Origin of the sequence: Streptomyces sp. NPDC006140 (genome assembly GCF_040628815.1) — a bacterium.
In the GTDB taxonomy this organism is placed as follows: domain Bacteria; phylum Actinomycetota; class Actinomycetes; order Streptomycetales; family Streptomycetaceae; genus Streptomyces.
Map to the genome: position 1 here is coordinate 688,270 of NZ_JBEXTS010000002.1, position 19,549 is coordinate 707,818.

The following is a 19,549-nucleotide window of genomic DNA, read 5'->3' on the forward strand; positions in this document are numbered from 1 at the left end:
TGGTCAGAGCGCCAGTGCGCAGACGACCGAGGGGGCGGAGAGCGGCGGGTGCGGTCGGCGGAGGGTTCCGTCGTCCTGGACGCGCAGGGCGGCGAGGGTGCCGCTGTGCTGATTGGCGACGAGGAGATGGCCGGCCACGAGGGTCAGACCGCGGGGCCAGCTGCCGCCCGCGGGTGCTTCGCCGAGGGGTTCGAGACCGGTGCCGTGGAGGCGGAAGGCGGCGACCGTGTCCGCCCCCCGGTTGGTCACCCACACGAAGCGCCCGCAGGGCGACGCGACGATTCCGCCGGGCTGGTTGACGACGCCCCGAGCTGTCGTCGCGGGGACGGAGGACAGGGCGGTCAGGGTTCCCGTGGCGGCGTCGTAGCGGTGGCAGGTGACGGTCGACGACAGCTCGTCGGCGCTGAACACCAGGTCACCGCCGGGTGCGAAAGCGAGATGGCGGGGGCCGGACCCGGCGCGCAGCCGGTTCACCGCGACCCGCTCCAGGCTTCCGGTGCGGGTGTCGAGCCGGTAGGTGAACACGGCGTCGGCCCCGAGGTCGGTGGCCAGGACGAAGCGGCCGGCCGGGTCGACGAGGACCTGGTGGGCGTGACTGGTCTCCTGCCGTCCGGTGACGGGCCCCGAGCCCGGGTGGACCACCAGATCGGTCGGTTCCCGCAGGCGTCCGTCGCCGTCGAGCCGGTGCACCGCCACGGTGCCGGGTGCCGTGTCACTGCCGTAGTTGGCGGTCAGCAACCACTCGCCGCCCGGGTGGACGGTGAGGTGGCACGGGTTCGTGCCGCCGCTGCTGACCGGGTCGCCCAGCGGGGAGAGCGTGCCGTCGCCGTGGCGTTTGACGGCGCTGACGGTTCCCGCCTCCGTCTCGTTCGTGCTGTAGACGACATCGAGCGACGGGTGTGCCGCCAGGAAGGAGGCGCCGGTGACGGGCAGCGGCTTCACCTCCTCGTCGTACGTCGGCCGGCCGGTCGTGGGATCGAGCCGCAGGGCGGCGACACCGGGCCCTTCGCCGCCGGAGTCCGGGGTGTAGGAGCCGGTGAGGACGGAGAGCGCGCCGGGGGAGGGGCTGGTGGGCATGGGTGGTCCTGGAGTCGCGTGGTCGGGCGTAAGGGTGACGGGATGTCAGCGGACGATGTCGTCGTGGTGCTCCAGCAGTGCCAGTTCGGAGCGCCGGGGCAGGCCCTCCCAGTCGCCGGCGGTGCTCACCGCGAAGGCACCGAGCAGGGCGGCCGTCCGCAACCGCCGCCCGGCGGGCTCACCCGCGAGCAGTTCGGCGAGGTACCCGGCCGCGAAGGCGTCTCCCGCGCCCACCGAGTCGTGGACGCGGACCGGCACGGCCGGCTGCCGGTGGGACTGCCCGTCGAGGAGGGCGTACGCCCCGTCGGCACCGAGCTTGATCACGGCCCCGGCCGGTCCGAGGTCGCAGATGCCCCGGGCCAGTTCCTCCGGTCCGTCGGCCCCGGGCACCACGACAGCGGCCTCGTGCGGCCCGGCGAAGACCAGGTCGCTCCGGCGCAGCAGGCGCAGCAGGACCGGACGGGCCTCGGCCTCGGTCCACAGCAGGGAACGGAAGTTGATGTCCAGCGAGATGGTGACCCCGGCGTCGGCGGCGATGTCCACGGCCCGGGTCACGGCCGCGGCGGGGCCCTCCCCGAGCGCCGGGGTGATGCCGGTGATGTGCAGGATTGCCGCGCCCGCGACGACGTCCTCGGGGATGTCGTCGGCGGTCAGCCGGGCCCCGGCCGTGTGGGTGCGGTAGTAGCGCGTACGGCTGTGGGTGGCCGTGCGGCGTTCCTTCAGCAGCAGGGAGGTGGGGGCGGGGTCGCGCACGGCGACCGTGGTGACCCCTTCGGCCCGCAGCTCCCGCAGGACGAGGTCGCCGAGTTCGTCATCGCCGACGCGGCCTATCCAGGTGGCGGATCCGCCGAGCCGGCTGACCCCGACGGCGACGTTGGACTCGGCGCCCGCGATCCCGAGGCGCAGGGTCGAGCCGAGCGCGAACGGGCCGGGGTCCCGGGCGGCCATGACGGCGAGCACGTCGCCGACGGTCACGAGGTAGGGCTCGCGGGGCGAGGGCGAGGGCGAGGGCGGGGGGCTGCTCACGCGGTCGCCTCCCCGGCTCGTGCGGTGGCGCCGACCGCGTCCAGCAGGGTGCGCGCCCTCGCGGTGAGGGCGTCCAGGGCCTGCGGAGCCGGGTCCCGGTCCGCCCCGCGCAGCAGCGGGGAACCGATGCCGACGGCGCGGGCGCCCGCCTCCAGGTACTGCCGTGCCTCGTCGATGCCGACGCCGCCCACGGCGACGAGCGGGATCTCGGGCAGGGGCGCTCGCAGTTGGCGCAGATGGCCGGGGCCGCCCGTGCTCGCGGGGAACAGCTTGACGGCGGCGGCACCCGCCCGCCACGCCTGCCACACCTCGGTCGGTGTCCAGGCACCCGGGTAGCAGGGGATGCCCCGGTCCGCCGCGTTCCGGACGACGGTGGTGTCCACGACGGGGGCGACCAGGAACTCCGCTCCCGCCGCCAGGGCGTCCCTGGCCTGATCGCCGGTGAGCACGGTGCCGGCGCCGACCGCGACGTCGGGGCCGAGCTCCGCCCGGATGCGGGCCAGCGCGTCGAGGGCTCCGGCGGTGGTGAGGGTGACTTCCAGGCAGGTGATGCCGGCCTCCGCGAGGGTCCGGGCCACGGCGGGCAGCCCGGAGGCGTCGGCCGACCGCAGGATGGCCATGACCCGGGTCCGGCCGAGCTGCGGGGTGACGGGCGGACGTTCCATCACTCCACCGCCCTGAAGGACGTTCCGGTGCCCTGGGTGTCGGTCATGGAAGTTCCTTTACGAGTAGGTCCGTTGGGTGATCGATTTCCGCCCGGTTCTGCCCAGATGTCGGTCACTTCAGTCCGGAGGTGGCGATCCCGGAGACGAATCCGCGCTGCATGATCAGGAAGAGCGCGAGCACGGGGACGACGTACATCACGGTGCCCGCCGCGACGAGGTTGCTCAGCGGCTCGCCGTGCTGGTTGACGTACCCCTTGGCGAGCCGGACGGCGAGGGTGGTGCGGTCGTCGTCCAGCAGCAGGGCCGGCGCGATCCAGTCGCCCCACGTCCAACTGAAGGAAAGGATCAGGCTGGTGGCGATGACCGGCCAGGACTGGGGCAGGAAGATCCGCCAGAAGATACGGATCTGTCCGCAGCCGTCGACGATCGCCGCCTCCTCCAGCTCCTTGGGCATGTTCGCGAAGAACTGGCGGAACAGGAAGATCAGGTACGGCGCCCCGCACAGCCCCCACAGCACCCACGGCATATAGGTGTTGAGCAGGCCGATCCTGCCGAACAGCAGGTAGGTCGGGACGAGGGTGATGATCTGCGGCAGCATCATCGTCGACAGCAGCACGCCGAAGATGACGCGCTTGCCCGGTGCCTCCAGCCGGGCGAAGCCGTACCCGGCCCAGGCGGAGGCGAGCGTGGCCAGCACCGCGTAGAGCGTGGAGACCATCAGGGAGTTGCGGGCGTAGCCGAGGTACGGCCAGAAGGACAGCGCCTGCTGGAAGTTGCCCAGGCTCGGCTGGTGCGGCCACCAGTGGATGGGCAGGGCACGCAGCTCCGACGGGTCCTTGAGGGCGGTGATCACAAGCCAGCCGAAGGGGCTGAGGAAGAGGACGACGAGTCCCACCAGGAGCATGTAGAGCGCGGTGCGCCGGGGAAACATCATCACTTGCCTCCCAGCGTCCGAGGCCGCTTCACGGCGGTCTCCGGCTCCACGGAGTAGAAGACCACGCCCCTGCTCAGCCGGAAGACGAGGGCGGTGAGCAGCATGATGATCGCGAAGAGCACCCACAGCAGGGCCGAGGCGTAGCCGTAACGGCCGGCGGCGAAGTACTCGGTGAGGACGTGGATCATGAACAGGAAGTTGCCCTGGGGTACGGACGCCATCCCCTGCGGGCTGGCGTCGAGCGAGATGAACAGCGGCGCGAAGCTCTGCAGCGCCGCGATGATCCCGGTGACCACCTGGAAGAACAGCACCGGGGAGAGCAGCGGCAGGGTGATCCGGGTGAAGGACTGCCAGGGGCTCGCCCCGTCCACCTTCGCCGCTTCGAGGACCTCCTTGGGGATGTCCTGCAGCCCCGCCAGCGAGATGATCATGATGTTGCCCGCGCCCCACATCGTGAGCACGATCAGCACCCAGCGGGCGTAGGGATCCGTCAGCCAGGACACGCCGTTGACGCCGAGGAGGTCCAGGATGCCGTTGGCCGAGCCGGAGTCGCGGTCGAAGATGAGCTTGAAGGTGAGGCCCGCGCCGACGGGCGGCATCACGGCGGGCAGGTAGAGCAGCGTGCGGAAGAGGCCGCGGCCGCGCAGCGGCTGGTTCACCAGGACCGCGAGGACGAGTCCGGCCGCGATCGTCAGCGGCACCGTCAGCGCGGTGAACAGCCCGGTACGGGCCAGGGAGTCGAGGGTGGTCTGGTCGGTGAGGACCTCGCGGTAGTTGGCCAGGCCGACGAAGCGGGGGTGCGGCGACAGGCCGTCGGAGTTGGTGAAGCTCAGCCACAGCGCGTAGCCGAGCGGGAACGCCGTCAGCGCCAGGAAGCCCAGCATCCAGGGGCCGGTGAACAGGTAGAAGGACAGGGCCCTGCGTTGCCGCGGCGAGCCGAACCGGCGGCCCGGCCCCCCGGCCCCCGGGGCGGTGGCCGCCCCGGGGGCCGACGCGGGCGCCGGCGCGGTGAGCTGACCGGTACCGCTCATCCCAGCACCTGCTTGCCCTTGGCGATCTGGTCGTTCATCAGCGAGTTCAGCTCGTCCGCCACCTTGCCGGCCGAGGCACCCGACTTCACCATCCGGGGCAGCACCTGGTTGAGCGTCGCGTCCAGGGCGGCCAGCTGGGCGTACGGGGTGAACGTGAGCACCTTGAAGTAGTCGAGCTCCCGCTGCTGCACCTCGAACGCCTGCTTCTGGAAGGGCGTGCCCTGCGGCATCTGCGGGCGCAGGGACTTCAGCGTCGGGATGCCCCAGCCGCTGCTCGCCCGGTCCTTGGCGGGCCGGCCGCCGAAGTACCACTCGAAGAACTTCCAGGCCGCGTCCTTGTTCTTGGCGGCCTTGGGGATCCAGTAGCCGGTGGCGCTGAAGCAGGGGCTGATGCGGGAGCTTCCGAGCTGCGGTGCGGGAGCGAACCTGGACACCTCGGCGGCCTTGGGGTCGCCGCCGATCGCCCCGCCGAACCAGTAGCCGTCGCAGGCGATCGCCATCCGGTTGGCCTGGTAGGTGGGCCAGTCCCAGCCGTCCGGGTTGGGGTTGACGACATTCGGGCCGATGTCGGCCTCGGTGTACTCCAGGAGCCACTTCAGCGCCTTGAGCGCCTCGGGGGAGGAGAAGTCGACCGAGGCCAGATCCTCGGCGAACACGCTGCCGCCGGCCGATGCCGTCATGCCCATGAGCTGGGAGAAGTTGCCGAGCCCGGTGGCGTTGAGCCCGTACACCTTGACCTTGCCGAGCCGGCGCTTGACCAGCCGCTTGCCGAGGTCCAGCCACTCGTCGTACGACAACGGCTCGGTGGCGCTCGGGTGGTCCAGCTTCGCGGCGTCGAACAGGTCGGTGCGGTACCAGAACATCTGGTCCTGCGAGTAGTCCTTCGCCATGCCGTAGCGGGGGCCCGCGCCCTGCCGGTGGCCGTCGTAGCGCCACACGTCGTTGACCGGGTCGAGGTCGGCGGCCTTGAGGACCGAGCTCTTGGCGAAGTACGGGTCCAGGTTCTCCATCAGCCCGCGGGCGGCGAAGTACGGCGTCTCCACGGCGCCCAGGCCGCGCACCAGGTCCGGCGGGTTCTTGGCCGCCAGCATGGCGTTCAGCTTGGTGTCGTCGGAGGCGATGAGCCGGATCTTGATGCCCAGGGCCTGCTCGGCGGCCTGGATCGTCTTCTTGTCCAGCTCGTTGTCCTGCGACATCACGGTGAGCGTCGTCGTGGAGCCACCTCCGCCACCGCTGCTCGAGCCGTCGTCGACGGACGCTGCGCAGGCGGACAGCGCGGAGGCGCCGAGCGCGGCACCGGCCGAGACGGCGAGGAAGCGCCGTCTGTCGAGAGAGGTCGTGGACATGGGCATGCTGATGGGCCTTTCGTGCGGGGCGTACGCGAGTGCGGGACGTACGGCGGCTGCGGAACGTACGACGGGTCCATGGCGGCATGAGGGGCTGCCGTCGGGAAGCGAACGGAGAGCGGACGGCCGGTGGGACACCGGCGCGCTCGGCGGTGGTGCGAGATGCCCTTGACCGGGCGCATCCGTCTGCGTGGACGGGTGCGCGCACCGGTGTCATGGGGCCGCGGAGTGCGACGGTGGTCGCGTCCGCGGTGAGCCCCGGGGCGGCTCATCGGCCACAGCTGACTCCAGGTCAACTGTGGCCGACATCTTGCTGTAGTCGGTATGGCCGGTTTCTGGAGATTTTGCTCAGACGTGTCGCTTATTTCCGTCTGAGGAAACCGGTTGACTGAAACTTTCGCGAACGTTAGGTTGCGTCGCCAGAAGGTGTCAAGAGGTTGTAATCAGTCACCCTCGGCTCGTGCCAGCGGCCCAGGGCGACACCCATCGGAGAGGGGGAGCACGTGGCGGAACAGCCCGTCCGGGCCAGGCTCGTGGACGTGGCACACGCGGCCGGGGTCTCCAAGGCCACCGTGTCCAAGGTGCTCAACGGCCGGCAGGACCTGTCCGTGCGGCCGGAGACCCGTCGGCGTGTCCACGAGGCCGCCGAGGCGCTCGGCTACCGGCCGCACTCCGGCGCGCGCGCCCTGGCCGGCGCCAGCACCCACGCGCTGGCCCTGCTGGTCCCCGCCCTCGGCAACCCCACGTACGTCACCATCGCCCGCGGCGCCTACCAGCGCGCCCGCGAGCTGGGCTATCTCTCCCTGCTGGCCGAGGACTTCGACGGGCAGGAAGCCGACGAGTCCTTCAACGACCTGGTGCAGGAGGGCAGGGTCGACGGACTGCTCATCGCCTCGGCCCGCCCCGGTCACCCGCTCCTGACCGCGCTGAACAGCGGCGCCGTCCCCCATGTCTTCCTCAACCGCTCGGTCGAGGGGTCCGGCCGCAACGTCACCATGGACGTCGCCCGCTCCAGCGTGACCGCGCTCGACCACCTGCACAGCCTCGGGCACCGCGCCGTCGGCCACATCGCGGGCCCTCCCGGGATCACCCCCAGCGAGGTCCGCAAGGAGGCGTTCCTGCGCCACGCCGACACACTGGGACTCGCCGCGGCTCCCGTCGCGTCCGGCGACTTCACCGAGGACGGGGGCGGCTCGGCCGCGCGGGAACTGCTGCGCCCGCCCGCCGGCGGCACGCGCCCGCCCGTCACCGCCCTGTACACCAGCTCGCTCGCCCAGGCGATCGGCGCCATGGCCGCGATCAGGGACCTCGGCCTCAGGATCCCGGAGGACGTCTCCGTGGTCGGCAACGACGACCTGCCCGTGGCCGCGCACCTCCACCCTCCGCTGACCACCGTCGCGATGCCCCTGTACGAGTTGGGGACCGCCGCCGTGGACGCCCTGGTGGCCACCATCGAGGGCAGGCCGGTGGGAGACGTCGTCGTACCGACCGAGCCGCGGCTGGTGCTGCGCGGCTCCACGGCCAGGCCGGCAGGCCCAGGAGGAACGCCATGACCCTCGCCGCGGCACCGGCGCGTTTCACCGGCCGGACGGCCCTGCTCACCGCGGCCGGCTCCGGCATCGGGGCGGCCACCGCCCGCCGGCTGGCGGCCGAGGGGGCGTCCGTCCTCGTCACCGACGTGGATGCCAAGGCCGCCCAGGGCGTGGCCGAGGAGATCCGCGCCGGCGGCGGGCGGGCACAGGACCGGCCCCTCGACGTCACCTCCCCGGGCCAGTGGGCCGCGGCGGTCGCCGAGGCCGAGTCCTGGACCGGCCGCCTCGACGTGCTCCACCTCAACGCCGGCCGCAACCTCCCTGGAGCGGCCCACGAACTCGACGACGCCGCCTGGCACGACCAGCTGCGGCTCGGCCTCGACTCCGTCTTCTACGGCGTCCGGGCCGCCGTGCCCCTCCTCAGGACGGCCGGCGGCGCGGTGGTGATCACCTCGTCGGTGCACGCGGCGGTCGGCTTCAAGGGCTTCCCCGCGTACGCGGCCGCCAAGGGCGGGATCGACGCCCTCGTACGCCAACTGGCCGTCGAGTACGGAGGACAGATCAGGTTCAACGCCGTCCTGCCCGGAGCCGTGGTCACCGCCCTGTGGGCCGGGACACCCCAGGAGTACAAGGACCGGACCATCGCGCGCACCCCGGTCGGCAGACTCGGCACCCCCGAGGACATCGCCGCCGCCGTGGCCTTCCTCGCCTCCGAGGACGCCTCCTTCATCACCGGCCAGAACCTCCTCGTGGACGGCGGCCGCAGCATCAGCTCCCAGGAATAGGACGCCGCGCCCCGCCGCGCTTGACCGCGTGATCGCAGGGAGACCCCCACCCGCCGCAGCGGCCCTTCCTCAAGCCCACGCCTCTTCCCCCCTCCCGGTCGGGCAGTTCCCCGAGCTCGCGCCCCCGGCCACGACCGACTCACCGCCACGACCGACTCACCGCCACCACCACCGAGCCCCGGCCCGACGCCAGGCCGTACCGCACAGGACCCGGAGGTCCACGCATGAAGATCACTGGATACGAACTCTTCCTCGTCGAGCCGCGCTGGCTCTTCCTGCGCGTCGACACCGACGAGGGCATCTCCGGCTGGGGCGAGCCCATAGTCGAGGGCAAGGCCCACACCGTCGCCCGCTGCGTCGAGGAGATGTTCGACTACCTGGTCGGCCAGGACCCGGCCCGGATCGAGGAGCACTGGCAGGTGCTCGCCAAGAGCGGCTTCTACCGCGGCGGCGTCGTACTGAACAGCGCCCTCGCCGGAATCGACCAGGCCCTGTGGGACATCGCGGGCAAGACCCATGGCGTCCCGGTCCACCAGCTCCTCGGCGGCCACGTGCGCGACCGGGTGCGCGTCTACGGCTGGGTCGGCGGCGAAACCCCCGAGGAACTGGCCGAGTCGGCGGCCGAGCAGGTCGCCAAGGGCATGACGGCCGTCAAGCTGAACCCCTGCGGCCAACTGGAGCCGCTCGCCGCACCCGCCGCGATCAACGCCATCGTGGACGGAGTGACCGCGGTCCGCGAGGCCATCGGGCCCGAGCGCGACCTGGCGCTGGACTTCCACGGCCGGTTCAGCGGGGCGATGTCCCGCCGCGTCCTGCCCCTCCTCGAGCCGCTCCTGCCGCTGTTCGTCGAAGAGCCCGTCCTGCCGGAGTTCACCCGCGACCTCGGCTCCGTGGTGCGCTCGACCTCCATTCCCATCGCCACCGGCGAACGGCTGTACTCCCGCTGGGACTTCCGCCAGGTGCTCTCCGACGGCATCGCCGTGGCCCAGCCCGACATCAGCCACGCCGGCGGCATCTCCGAGAGCCGCCGGATCGCCGCGATGGCCGAGACCTACGACGTCCTGGTCGCCCCGCACTGCCCGCTCGGCCCGATCGCCCTCGCGGCCAGCCTGCAACTCGACTTCGCGATCCCCAACTTCCTCATCCAGGAACAGGCGCTGGGCATCGGCTACGGCGACAGCAGCGGACTGCTGGACTACCTCGCCGACACCACGCCCTTCACCTTCCGCGACGGCTACATCGATCGCCCCACGGCCCCCGGCCTGGGCATCACCATCGACGAGGACGCGGTCCGCGCCGCCGCCGAACGCGGCCACCGCTGGCGCAACCCGGTCTGGCGCAACGCGGACGGCTCTTTGGCCTCCTGGTAGCCCGGGGCAGCGCCCGGCCGGGCGGTCGCGTCCTGCGATCGTGCGTGCCCCCACTGACAAAGCGGGCCGTCCGCTTCGGCCGCAGTCACCTCGCTCCCGGCACGTGCCCCCAGGAGGGCGGGTGGTGTCAGCAGGCCGTGGGCTGTCTCAGGCCCCGGCCGACGCGTTCCCGTCGTCTGCGGCCTGGCCTCGCAACGCTGTCGAGAAGTGCTGGGCCAGTTCCCGCTTGAACGCGTCCGTGTCGCCTTCCAGGGCGACTGTGGCCAGCCGCGCGTGCTCGACGGCGATGTCGTGCAGGTCGCTGTAGGACGGGTGGTCGACCAGGAGGTAGAGGCGCAGCTTGGTCTCCCAGCCGTTCCACAGGTTGCGCAGCGTGCCGTGTCCCGACAGGTCGTAGAACAGCCTGTGGAACTGGAGGTGAGCGTCGACGCTGCCCGGGATGTCGTTCTTCTCGGTCGCGCGGTGAAGGTCCTCTATCGTCTGCGTCAGCCGCGGCCGCTCGGGTCCGCGGAGCGCGTCGATGGCGAGCTCCGCGGCGTAGGGCTCGACGAGCAGGCGGATCGAGGCGATCTCGGCGATCTCCTGAGCGCTGACCTCGACGACGAACGCCCCACGGAAGGGGACCTTCACGACCAGGCCCTCCTCCTCGAGCCTGGTCAGCGCCTCCCGCAGCGGGGATCGGCTGATCCCCAGATCCGTCGCGATGTCCCTTTCGCGCAGCTGTCCACCGGGAGGCACTGTCCCGTCGAGGATGGCTCCGCGCAGCACGCGGTACACACCCTCCGGAGTCGTCGTCCGCTCCAGCCCTCCGAACTTGGAGTCCATCCCGGTCACCTCTCTGGTCGCTTGTCGACCACACAGGCTACAGCTCGCCCGTGCCGCACGGATCTGTCGGACGGGAGCCCGGGCCAGGTGGTGGAGGGCCGTCCGGTCAAGGCCGCGGCAGGCCCAGGAGGACCGGCAGGTCGGCGATGTCGGTGATCCGCTCGTGGCCGAGCCACGGCTCGTCGGGCTCGAAGCCACGGTCCATGTAGACCGTGTGCGCGATGCCGAGGGCGGCCGCGGTGCGCAGGTCGTACTTCGGGCTGGCCGAGACGTGCACGATCTCGTCCGGAGCGGCCCCCAGCTTGTCCAGCATGTACTCGAACGCGCCGGCGCGGGGCTTGTAGAGACCCATCTGCTCGGCGGTGATCAGGACCTCGATCGGCGCCTGGAGGTTGTCCGCCAGCTGCGACGCGAACGCGTCGTCGCTGTTGGTCAGGAGCACCAGGGGGTACGCCTCGGCCAGCCTGTTGAGCGCCTCGGTCACTCCCGGGTACGGCGTCCAGGTGGGGATCTCTTCGTACACCGCTTGGCCGTCGCCCTCCCGGTACTCCACGCCGAACCGCGCGCAGGTGCGGACCAGCGCGTCGGTGACGATCTGGTGGAACGGCTTGTACTCGCCCATGCACTCGTCGAACCGGTAGTAGTTGCCGACCCGGGTGAAGGCGTCGGCGAGCTCCGGGGGCAGCCGGTCGCCCAGGACCCGGCGGATCGCGTCGCCGATGCGGAAGTGGATCAGGGTCCCGTTCATGTCGAACGAGACGAACTTGGGCTTGATGTCAAATGCCACGGGGTCCTCCACGTTTGAGTGTCCCCAGGGCGTCGGTGACGCCCTGGCTTTTGGTCGATTGTCGACCATTCTTGCCGCTTGTCAATAGTGGCTGAGGTTGTGCCCGGTCGGGCCGGTCAGGGTTCGGTCTCTTGTCGATTGTCGACCATATGTGTATGGTCGGCCCCTGTCAACGGGCCTTCGAACAGCGAGCCGACTTCCGACGGCGGCTGACAGCACTGGCAGGAGAGAGCAGCGATATGAAGTTCACCCCCTATTGGCTCGACACCGCGCCCAACGGTCCTGACCGGTCCCGGACCCAGATCGGTGGGAGTGTCGACGTGGCGATCGTCGGAGCCGGCCTGACCGGCCTGTCGGCGGCACTTCACCTGGCCCAGAAGGGCGCCTCCGTGCACGTCTTCGAGAAGGACACCGTCGGCTTCGGCGCTTCCGGCCGCAACGGCGGCATGGCCACCACGGGACTGTCGATCGGCTTCCGCTCCGCGATCGCCCGCTACGGCTTCGACACCGCCAAGGCCTATCTGATGGCCTACCACGACGCGGTCGACACCCTGGAGAAGCTCATCAGGGACGAGAACATCGACTGCGACTTCGCCCGCACGGGCAAGCTGAACCTGGCGTCCAAGCCGGCCCACTTCGAGGGGCTGCGCAAGACCCACGAGATCATGTCCGGCCGGCTGGGGCTTGAGACCCGCCTGATCCCCAAGAGCGAACTGCGTTCCGAGATCGGCTCCGACGCCTATCACGGCGGGATGGTCGAGGCCAGGAGCGCCGGGCTGCACGTCGGCAAGTTCACCAAAGGGCTCGCCGAGGCCGCCGCGCGCATCGGCGTCACGATCCACGAGAAGGCCCCGGTCGAAAAGGTCACCCGGCTGGGCGGCACACGGCACGAGCTGGTCACCCCGCGCGGGACCGTCCGGGCCGACCAGGTGCTCGTCGCGACCAGCGGCTACACGAGCCGGCCGTTCCGCTGGCACCAGGTGCGGATCGCGCCCGTCGGCAGCTTCATCATCGTGACCGAACCGCTGGGCAAGGACGTCTGCGACCTGCTGCTGCCCAACCGGCGGATGGCATCGAACAGCATGAACCTGCTGAACTACTTCCGCATCACCCCGGACCACCGGCTGCTGTTCGGCGGCCGCGCCCGCTTCGCCGGTTCCGACCAGCAGTCGGACGCCAAGAGCGGCCGCATCCTGCACAAGACGATGACCGAGGTCTTCCCGCAGCTCACGAACGCGCGCGTCGACTACTGCTGGGGCGGCCTGGTCGACATGAGCATGGACCGCATGGTCCACGCCGGCGAACACGACGGACTGTTCTACTCCCTCGGCTACTCCGGCCACGGCGTCCAGATGGCGACCCACATGGGCAAGCAGATGGCCGAGTACATGAACGGGACTCCGACCGCCAACCCCTGGAGCGACCTGCCCTTCAAGCGCATCCCCGGCCACTTCGGCCCGCCCTGGTTCCTGCCCTTCGCGGGCGGCTTCTACAAGTTCATGGACCTCATCAAGTAAGTGGGACAAGGAGGCTGAGCGGACGGGCGGGTGCGGTTGAGGGAGGCACGAGTGAGGAGGCCAGGCCGTCGCCGACGACAACGTCGCGCGCGGCCTGGCCTCCTCGTCGCAGGGGTCAGGTCAGGTGAGGGGTTCGACGGGGAGGGTGCCGCCGTTGCGGTGGCCGCCGAGTTTGCGGACGGCGGCGACGAGGGCGAGGGCGAGGATGGCGAGCGCGATGAGGACGGCGCTGACTGCGGTGACGGTGGGGTCGACGTCGAACTGGAGGGCGTTGAAGACGAGGACCGGCAGGGTGCGGGTGTCGGGGGTGGACAGGAACTGGGCGATGAAGAATTCGTCGAAGCTGGTGATGAAGGAGAACACCGCTGCGGCGATGAGGCCGGGTGTGGCCAGGGGGAAGGTGATACGGCGGGCGATGGTGATGCGGCTGGCGCCCATGCTGGCGGCGGCGTCTTCGAGGCGTTCGTCGATGCCCTTGAGGGTGGAGATCATGATGAGGATTGCGATGGGTGCGGCGAGCACGGTGTGGCCCAGGGCGATGGCCAGGGGGCTGCCGAGCATGCCGGCGGGTTCGAAGAACAGGAACAGCCCGAGCGCGATGACGACTTGGGGGATGAGCATGGGGGCGAGGACCAGTCCGTAGACGGCCGCGTGCAGGGGCAGCCGGCCGCGGGCCAGGGCGGTGGCGGCGGTCACGCCCAGGATGAGGGAGAAGACGGTGGTGAGGGAGGCGATGAGGCTGGACAGGGCGATGGAGGTGGCCCAGTTCCCGCCGGGTGCGGCCATCTGCTCGTACCAGCGGGTGCTGTAGTCCTTGGGCGGGAAGTCAGCACGATCGGCGGCCGGTAGACCAGCACCCGGCACAGCGCGACACGCTGCTGCTGACCGCCGGACAGTTCGCGGGGCTTGCGGCCGGCGAACTTCGACAGGCCCGCCGCCTCCAGCGTCTCCCCAACCCTGCGCCGGATCTCCGTCTTCGACACCCCGCGCAGTTGCAGGGGGAAGGCGACGTTCTCCGTCACGGTCATGTGGGGGAAGAGCAGGTACTGCTGGAAGACGAAACCGAAGTCGCGCTTGCCGGGGTTGAGGCGGGTGATGTCGCGGCCGTCCACGGCGATGGTGCCGGAGTCGGGCTCGGTGAACCCGGCCAGCATCATCAACGTCGTCGTCTTGCCGGAGCCGGAGGAGCCGAGGAAGGTGACGAACTCACCCGCCGCGATCTCCATGTCCACACCGTCGACCACCGTCGTCCCGCTGTAGGACTTCCGCAGCCCCTTCACCGACAGCGACTTACCGGTCAGCGAAGAGCCCGGGGCCAGAGCCGAGGCGAGAAGTGTGGTCTGCTCAGGCATCGGCCCACTCCTGCCAGCGCTTCGTGACCGCCTCCTGGTTCTTGTCCCACCAGGCGACATCGGCGTCGAACCCAATCTTGAGGTTCTCGGGCGAGGTGGGGAGCGTGGCCAGGACGTCGTCGGAGAGCATCTTGACGGCGCCGGGGACCACCGGGCCATGCGGGAAGAGCTTGGAGAACGCCGCCTGGACCTCTGGGCGCAGCGAGAAGTCGATCAGCTTGTAGGCCGCGTCCGTGTTGTCCGCGCCCTTCGGAATGCCCCAGCCGCTGGTCATCCTGCGGGCCCCGTGCCACTGGTAAGCGATCGGAATGCCCTGCTTGATCAGCTCGTCCGCGCGGCCACCCCACAGGCTGGTCATGACGACCTCCTTGCGGCCGAGCAGGACGGCCGGCAGGGCGCCGGTGTTCCAGAACTTCTTCACGTCACTGCGGATCCGGGACATGGACGCGAACGCCCGGTCCATGTCCAGCGGATACAGCTTGTCCAGCGGAACGCCGTCCGCGAGCAGGGCGAACTCCAGCTCCGGCAGGTCGACCTCCGCGCTCTGCAGCGAGCGGGGGCCGGGGAAGGCGTCCGTGTTCCAGAAGTCGGCCCAGCTCTTCGGGGCGCGCTGCAAACTGTCCGTGCGGTAGGCCATCAGGCTCGCCCACACGTTCTTGCCGACCGAGTGCTCCGGCAGGTTGTGTTCCGCGATCCCGGCGCCCTTGACGCTCTTCAGCCGGTCATGATCGATGGGCTCCAGACAGTCCAGGCGCGCCATCTTCTGGAAGATCAGCAGGGAGTTGTCCATCAGGTCGACCTGCGGGCGCCCCTGCCTGACCTGGGCGATGACCTGCGCGGACTGGTAGTTGACCGTGGTGACCGTGATGCCGGTCTCCTTGGTGAACGGCTCATAGATCGCCTTGGTCAGCGCGTCGTTGTACGTGCCGCCGCTGTTGCTGACGACGAGCTGCTTCTTGCCGCCACCGCCCGACGAGCCGCGGCTTTCGCCGGAGCCCATCAGGGTGCCGCAGCCGGTCAACGCCGAGGCGGCGGCCACAGCGCCTGCGGTGCGCAAGAGTGTTCTGCGGGCTGTCCGGTTGCTTTCCATGGCAGGGCCTCCTGGAGATCGTTGGGAATGGGGATACGGGAATCCGTAAAGCGGACAAGGCAGGTGAAGAGGGCAAGGGGGAGGAGCCGGTTGCCGCCATCGATGGGCCGCCAAGTGGCGGCCGGCGCCCACCGGTACGCCGACGTACTCGCCCGCCTCAGGACCGCGGACGAGGTTCTCCACAGGGGGGGCGAACGAGGTTCTCAGCAGGGGTGCGGGCGAGGTTCTCCGCGGGGGCGCGCTGTGGGTGGCGCAGTTGGTGTGCGGCGACCGGGGTGCGCGCTCGACATCGGCGCGCAAGCCCGCACCACCGCCTGGAGTGCGACGTCCCTACGTCGCCTCTCCCGCGGCATGCGCTCGATCATGTGGTCGATCGGTCATGCCGCCATGGTTCAGAAGGCGGTGTACCCGCCGTCGACGGGAAGGACCGCTCCCGTGATGTACGAGGATTCCGACGATGCGAGGAAGAGGACCGCGTCGGCCACCTCTTCGGGGGTGGCGAGGCGTTGGAGCGGAATCTGGGACTCGCGCTCGCGGCGGTACGCCTCCGGGTCGGCGCTGCGCTGGATCGCTGCTTCGATGATCGGGGTGGCGGTCAGGCCCGGGGCGACGACGTTGACGCGGATGTTGCGCGGTGCCCATTCGATCGCCGCGCCCTTGGCGAGCATGATGAGGCCTCCCTTGGCGGCGGAATACAGCACCTCGCCGGGCTTGCCGACCATGCCGAGCCGTGAACCGACGCAGACGAACGAGCCTCCTTCGGGGGGCATCAGCGGTGCGAAGTGCTTCATCACCAGGAACGCGCTGAGCAGGTTGCTGTCGAGCACCCTCTTCGCGTCGTCGTACGGCATCTCGGTGAGCGGGCTGCTCGCCTGCAGGCCGTGGTTGAGGACGACGACGTCGACGGTGCCGAGGGACTCGGCGGCCCGGTCGGCCAGGGCCTCGACGAACGCCTCGTCGTTGAGGTCTCCCGGGACGTACAGGTCGTCGGGCCGGGCGGTGGGAAGTCGCTCCTTGCGGCCGGTGAGCAGCAGTCGCGCGCCCTCGCGGCGGAAGTGGGAACTCACTGCCTCCCCGATGCCACTACTGGCACCGGTCACCAGGGCCGTGACGTTCTTGAGTCTCATGTCAGGCACTCCTTCACGGGGTGGGGTGGTCGGGTCGCGGGCTCGGGTACGAGGGTCTCGTCCGGGGCCCGTCAGCTGAGGAATCCGCGGGCGTCGACCGGCCACCGCTGCAGCGACGTGCCCGCGCTGTCGGTGACGATCAGCTCCTCGAAATTGACGACGACCGGGCAGACGTGGTTGGGCACGACCGGCACCACGGTGCCGACGCCGGGGCGGGCCTCGCCCGCGGGCAGCGCGAGGAACCCGTGGTACTCGTTGAGCTTGGACAGGACGGCCTTCGTGCCGGCGACCCGGCCGTAGCCGCGCTCGTTGCTGCCTTCGCGGCTGAGGGCCTTGGTGCCCGCGTCGAGGATGACCTGGCCGGGCACCCAGTCGCTGACCACGGTGGCGGCGACGAACAACGCGATCTGGTCGTCCGCGCAGGCGCCGAGCCGGGCGTTGTTCAGGTCGCCGAAGACGTACTCGCCGGGACGGATCTCGGTGATCACGCTGCTGGTGGAGAACTCGACGGTGGGGGTCGAGCCGGCGCTGACCACGTCCGCGGTGATGCCGACGCCGTCGAGGCCGCGTACCGCGGTGGTGAGCGCCGCCTCCTGGTCCCGCGCGGCGCGCTCGCGTGCGTCCGGGCCGGAGCTGCCGTGACCGGGATAGGTGAAGACGCCCACCGGCACCAGGCCGCGCTTGCGGGCGGCGAGCGCGAGGTCGCCCGCGGCCTCGGGCGGCGCCCCGGAGCGACGGGCACCGCAGTCGACCTCGACCACGACCCGCAGCCGGTCCGGTTCGTCTCCCATCGCGTCGGCGAGGGCCTCGATCGCCGCGAGGTTGTCGACGCCGACCCGCAGCCGGATGGACTCGGCGAGCCGGCGGATCCGGGGACCCTTCGTTCCCGCGGGCCAGACCGGATAGGCGAGGAAGATGTCGTCGAATCCGGCCGCGGCGAAGACCTCGGCCTCACCGACGTTGCCCGCGGTGATGCCGACCGCCCCGGCCTCGATCTGCCGCCGGCCGATCTCCACGCACTTGTGGGTCTTGACGTGAGGCCTGACATCGAGGTCGTGCCGGGCGGCGAAACCCTGCATGCGGTCGATGTTGTCCTGCATGACGTCGGCCAGCACGATCGGCGCGGGGGTGTCGACCCGCTCGACCACAGTGGCGAGTGCTCGCTGGAGCCGGTTCACGCTGCACTCCTCTTGCTTGTGTCCGGGAATGAACGAGGGGAGCGGATGCCGACTCCCTCGAATGGCGTACGTGCGTGGCCCGCGGCATCACGGGAGCTCGCGCCGCACCGCCGTCGTGCCCGCCCCTACACCGCGGTGCAGACCATCTGGATCTCGACCGGGCTGTTGAGCGGCAGCCCGGCGACACCGATCGCGGTGCGCGCGTGCCGTCCGTTCTCGCCCAGCACCTCGATGAGCAGTTCACTGGCCGCGTTGGCGACCTTTCCCTGCAGACCGAAGTCCGGCGTGCTGGCCACGAAGACCAGCATCTGCACGATCCGAACCCGGTCCAGATCTCCCACCGCCTGCACAGCGGCGGCGAGGGCGTTGAGTACGGCATGGCGCGCGAGCTCCCGCGCCGTGTCCAGCTCGACGTCCCGGCCGACGATGCCCTGCCCCAGCAGCTCACCGTCCTTGTACGGCAGCTGCCCGGATATGTGGATGCTGGAGCCCGACGTCCGGTGGTCCACGTAGTACGGGTTGCTGCCGAGGCGGGGAAGGTCCAGGCCGAGGGCCTTGAGCCGGCTCGTGGCCGAGCCGCTCGCAGCGGCCGGCAGCGCAGGCCCGCTCACTGTGCCACCGACGTGACCGACGCGGGACCCGAGCCACCGCGGGTGGCCCCATGAACACACTTCGTCTGCATCTCGATCATCTGTGCCCGGTTCTCCTTCTCGGCAACGGGGGGTGGGGAGGCGGAACGCCGCGCGGCTCAGCCGCCATATTGTCGTTTGTCGACCATTTGCGGCCGTCGCTCACTGCCGCGTGGTGGCTCAAGATAGCCCCCGGATTGTCGTTTGTCGACCATCTGGGTGAAGAGCTCTCGACGGTTCTCTGTCTCCCGTGGCCCGGTCGCGGAGCGAGGACGTACCGGGCCACGGGAGTCCCGGATCAGTAGCCGTAGATCATCTTGTAGGCGACCTCGGGGAGGAACTGCCCGGCCGAGGAGCCCCCGCCCACGCCGCAGTTGCCGTCGGACTCGCCCGGTGTCTTGATCCACAAGAGCATCTCGGCGCCTCCGCCCAGCTGGGTCGGCGTGCCGATACGACGCCCGGCGGGATTGCACCACTGGCCGTTCGAGCCGTTGCCGTTGCGGCTGGTGTCCACGACGAACGGCTTGGAGTAGCCGTACCGGGCGCTCAGTTCCCTGTTGACGGCGTTGCCGTAGGCGGTGTTCTCGGCGGTGGTGAGGTAGTTGGAGACGTTGAGCGAGAAGCCGTGCGCCTGCCGGAGGCCCGCTTCGTGGAGGCGCCGGGCCATGGTCGCCGCGTTCGTCCAGGCCGGGTTGCCGGCATCCAGGTAGACCCAGGTGTTCGGGGCCTGGCGGTTGAACTCGGCGAGGGCGCCGGTGAGCATGCCCTCGCGTTCGTCGATCTGGGCCTGGGTCATGCAGCCGTAGTCCCCGAGGGAGTCCGGCTCGAGGATCACGACGGCCGGGCGGTTGTTGATCCCCCCGGCGAACTGGGCGATCCAGCTCCTGTAGGCGGACGGCGAGGCGGCACCGCCCGCGGAGTGCCCGCCGCAGTAGTCGCGGTTGTAGATGTTGTAGGCGACGAGGACGGGCAACTTGTCGACGCGGTCCGCCGCTCCCGTGTACGCGCCCGTGGCGGTGCCGATGGCGCCACTCCAGGAGCCGAACCAGCGGGCCATCGGGGTGTTGGCGATGGAGGCGTTGATGGCGGCGGCCCGGCCGTCGCCCTGGTTGGCCGCCACCCACCTCTTCGGGCTGGAGTCCGGGTCCACGTAGAACCCGTTGGTCATGGTCGTCGGGTCGGCCGCGTACGCGGACGGTGCGACGGTGAGCGCCAGCGGCAGCGCGAGGAGTGCTGCGGCCAAGGCGCGGAGTCTGCGGCGCATGACGGAACCTCAAC

At 70.5% G+C, this 19,549-nt stretch carries 18 protein-coding genes and 1 pseudogene; 4 read left to right on the forward strand and 15 right to left on the reverse strand.

Annotated elements, in window-relative coordinates:
- Window positions 1-3 precede the first annotated feature (3 nt).
- From ABZ386_RS08265 to ABZ386_RS08290, 6 genes are all read right to left on the reverse strand, one after another.
- Window positions 4-1,077 carry a lactonase family protein gene (locus tag ABZ386_RS08265; RefSeq protein ID WP_356503751.1) on the reverse strand — a complete coding sequence of 358 codons (1,074 nt, stop codon included), beginning with the start codon at window positions 1,075-1,077 and terminating at the stop codon, window positions 4-6.
- A 45-nt stretch (window positions 1,078-1,122) separates the two neighbouring features.
- Entirely contained in the window at window positions 1,123-2,103 is a 981-nt protein-coding gene (locus tag ABZ386_RS08270; RefSeq protein WP_358964272.1) for a sugar kinase, read from the reverse strand.
- Window positions 2,100-2,768 carry a bifunctional 4-hydroxy-2-oxoglutarate aldolase/2-dehydro-3-deoxy-phosphogluconate aldolase gene (locus ABZ386_RS08275; protein WP_356620029.1) on the reverse strand — a complete coding sequence of 223 codons (669 nt, stop codon included), beginning with the start codon at window positions 2,766-2,768 and terminating at the stop codon, window positions 2,100-2,102. Before ABZ386_RS08275 ends, ABZ386_RS08270 begins: the two co-directional genes overlap by 4 nt.
- Window positions 2,769-2,880: 112 nt before the next feature.
- Window positions 2,881-3,702, reverse strand: coding sequence for a carbohydrate ABC transporter permease (locus tag ABZ386_RS08280; RefSeq protein WP_356503747.1), 822 nt, complete (start codon window positions 3,700-3,702; stop codon window positions 2,881-2,883).
- A complete protein-coding gene (locus ABZ386_RS08285) occupies window positions 3,702-4,733 on the reverse strand; it encodes a sugar ABC transporter permease (protein ID WP_358964275.1) in 1,032 nt (343 codons plus the stop codon). Before ABZ386_RS08285 ends, ABZ386_RS08280 begins: the two co-directional genes overlap by 1 nt.
- Window positions 4,730-6,079 (reverse strand): extracellular solute-binding protein, encoded by a 1,350-nt coding sequence (locus ABZ386_RS08290; RefSeq protein WP_351336239.1) that lies wholly within the window; start codon window positions 6,077-6,079, stop codon window positions 4,730-4,732. Before ABZ386_RS08290 ends, ABZ386_RS08285 begins: the two co-directional genes overlap by 4 nt.
- Window positions 6,080-6,582: 503 nt before the next feature.
- On the opposite strand from ABZ386_RS08290, the gene ABZ386_RS08295 reads away from it, so the two are divergent.
- From ABZ386_RS08295 to dgoD, 3 genes are all read left to right on the forward strand, one after another.
- Complete coding sequence (locus ABZ386_RS08295) at window positions 6,583-7,632, forward strand: LacI family DNA-binding transcriptional regulator (protein WP_358964277.1); 1,050 nt, start codon at window positions 6,583-6,585, stop codon at window positions 7,630-7,632.
- Window positions 7,629-8,396 (forward strand): SDR family NAD(P)-dependent oxidoreductase, encoded by a 768-nt coding sequence (locus ABZ386_RS08300; protein WP_358964279.1) that lies wholly within the window; start codon window positions 7,629-7,631, stop codon window positions 8,394-8,396. The genes ABZ386_RS08295 and ABZ386_RS08300 overlap by 4 nt, the downstream gene beginning before the upstream one ends.
- A 224-nt stretch (window positions 8,397-8,620) precedes the next feature.
- Complete coding sequence (gene dgoD / locus ABZ386_RS08305; RefSeq protein ID WP_358964281.1) at window positions 8,621-9,766, forward strand: galactonate dehydratase; 1,146 nt, start codon at window positions 8,621-8,623, stop codon at window positions 9,764-9,766.
- Between the two features lie 147 nt (window positions 9,767-9,913).
- Here the strand turns inward: dgoD and ABZ386_RS08310 are convergent, their stop codons facing one another.
- Together ABZ386_RS08310 and ABZ386_RS08315 are read right to left on the reverse strand one after the other, a co-directional pair.
- Window positions 9,914-10,591, reverse strand: coding sequence for a GntR family transcriptional regulator (locus tag ABZ386_RS08310; protein WP_351336227.1), 678 nt, complete (start codon window positions 10,589-10,591; stop codon window positions 9,914-9,916).
- A gap of 106 nt (window positions 10,592-10,697) precedes the next feature.
- Window positions 10,698-11,378 (reverse strand): haloacid dehalogenase type II, encoded by a 681-nt coding sequence (locus tag ABZ386_RS08315; RefSeq protein WP_356503737.1) that lies wholly within the window; start codon window positions 11,376-11,378, stop codon window positions 10,698-10,700.
- A 239-nt stretch (window positions 11,379-11,617) separates the two neighbouring features.
- Here ABZ386_RS08315 and ABZ386_RS08320 point away from each other — a divergent pair, with 239 nt between their 5' ends.
- Window positions 11,618-12,895, forward strand: a complete 1,278-nt coding sequence (locus ABZ386_RS08320; RefSeq protein ID WP_351336221.1) for an FAD-binding oxidoreductase — start codon at window positions 11,618-11,620, stop codon at window positions 12,893-12,895.
- Between the two features lie 120 nt (window positions 12,896-13,015).
- On the opposite strand, the gene ABZ386_RS08325 is transcribed toward ABZ386_RS08320, so the two are convergent.
- The 7 genes and pseudogenes from ABZ386_RS08325 to ABZ386_RS08355 all read right to left on the reverse strand — a co-directional run bounded on the left by ABZ386_RS08325 (window position 13,016) and on the right by ABZ386_RS08355 (window position 19,535).
- Window positions 13,016-13,681, reverse strand: a complete 666-nt coding sequence (locus ABZ386_RS08325) for an ABC transporter permease (protein WP_358964283.1) — start codon at window positions 13,679-13,681, stop codon at window positions 13,016-13,018.
- A 41-nt stretch (window positions 13,682-13,722) separates the two neighbouring features.
- A pseudogene (locus tag ABZ386_RS08330) lies at window positions 13,723-14,247 on the reverse strand (ATP-binding cassette domain-containing protein); the annotation flags it as partial.
- Window positions 14,240-15,337 carry a polyamine ABC transporter substrate-binding protein gene (locus ABZ386_RS08335; RefSeq protein WP_358964284.1) on the reverse strand — a complete coding sequence of 366 codons (1,098 nt, stop codon included), beginning with the start codon at window positions 15,335-15,337 and terminating at the stop codon, window positions 14,240-14,242. The pseudogene ABZ386_RS08330 and the gene ABZ386_RS08335, both read right to left, overlap by 8 nt.
- A 392-nt stretch (window positions 15,338-15,729) precedes the next feature.
- The gene (locus tag ABZ386_RS08340) at window positions 15,730-16,464 is read right to left on the reverse strand and encodes an SDR family NAD(P)-dependent oxidoreductase (RefSeq protein WP_351343903.1); all 735 of its coding nucleotides are present in this window, start codon (window positions 16,462-16,464) and stop codon (window positions 15,730-15,732) included.
- Between the two features lie 71 nt (window positions 16,465-16,535).
- Window positions 16,536-17,642, reverse strand: a complete 1,107-nt coding sequence (locus ABZ386_RS08345; RefSeq protein ID WP_356503725.1) for an alanine racemase — start codon at window positions 17,640-17,642, stop codon at window positions 16,536-16,538.
- A 125-nt stretch (window positions 17,643-17,767) separates the two neighbouring features.
- Window positions 17,768-18,253 (reverse strand): RidA family protein, encoded by a 486-nt coding sequence (locus ABZ386_RS08350; protein ID WP_358964286.1) that lies wholly within the window; start codon window positions 18,251-18,253, stop codon window positions 17,768-17,770.
- Window positions 18,254-18,569: 316 nt separating this feature from the next.
- Window positions 18,570-19,535 (reverse strand): glycoside hydrolase family 6 protein, encoded by a 966-nt coding sequence (locus ABZ386_RS08355; RefSeq protein ID WP_358964288.1) that lies wholly within the window; start codon window positions 19,533-19,535, stop codon window positions 18,570-18,572.
- Between the last annotated feature and the right edge of the window lie 14 nt (window positions 19,536-19,549).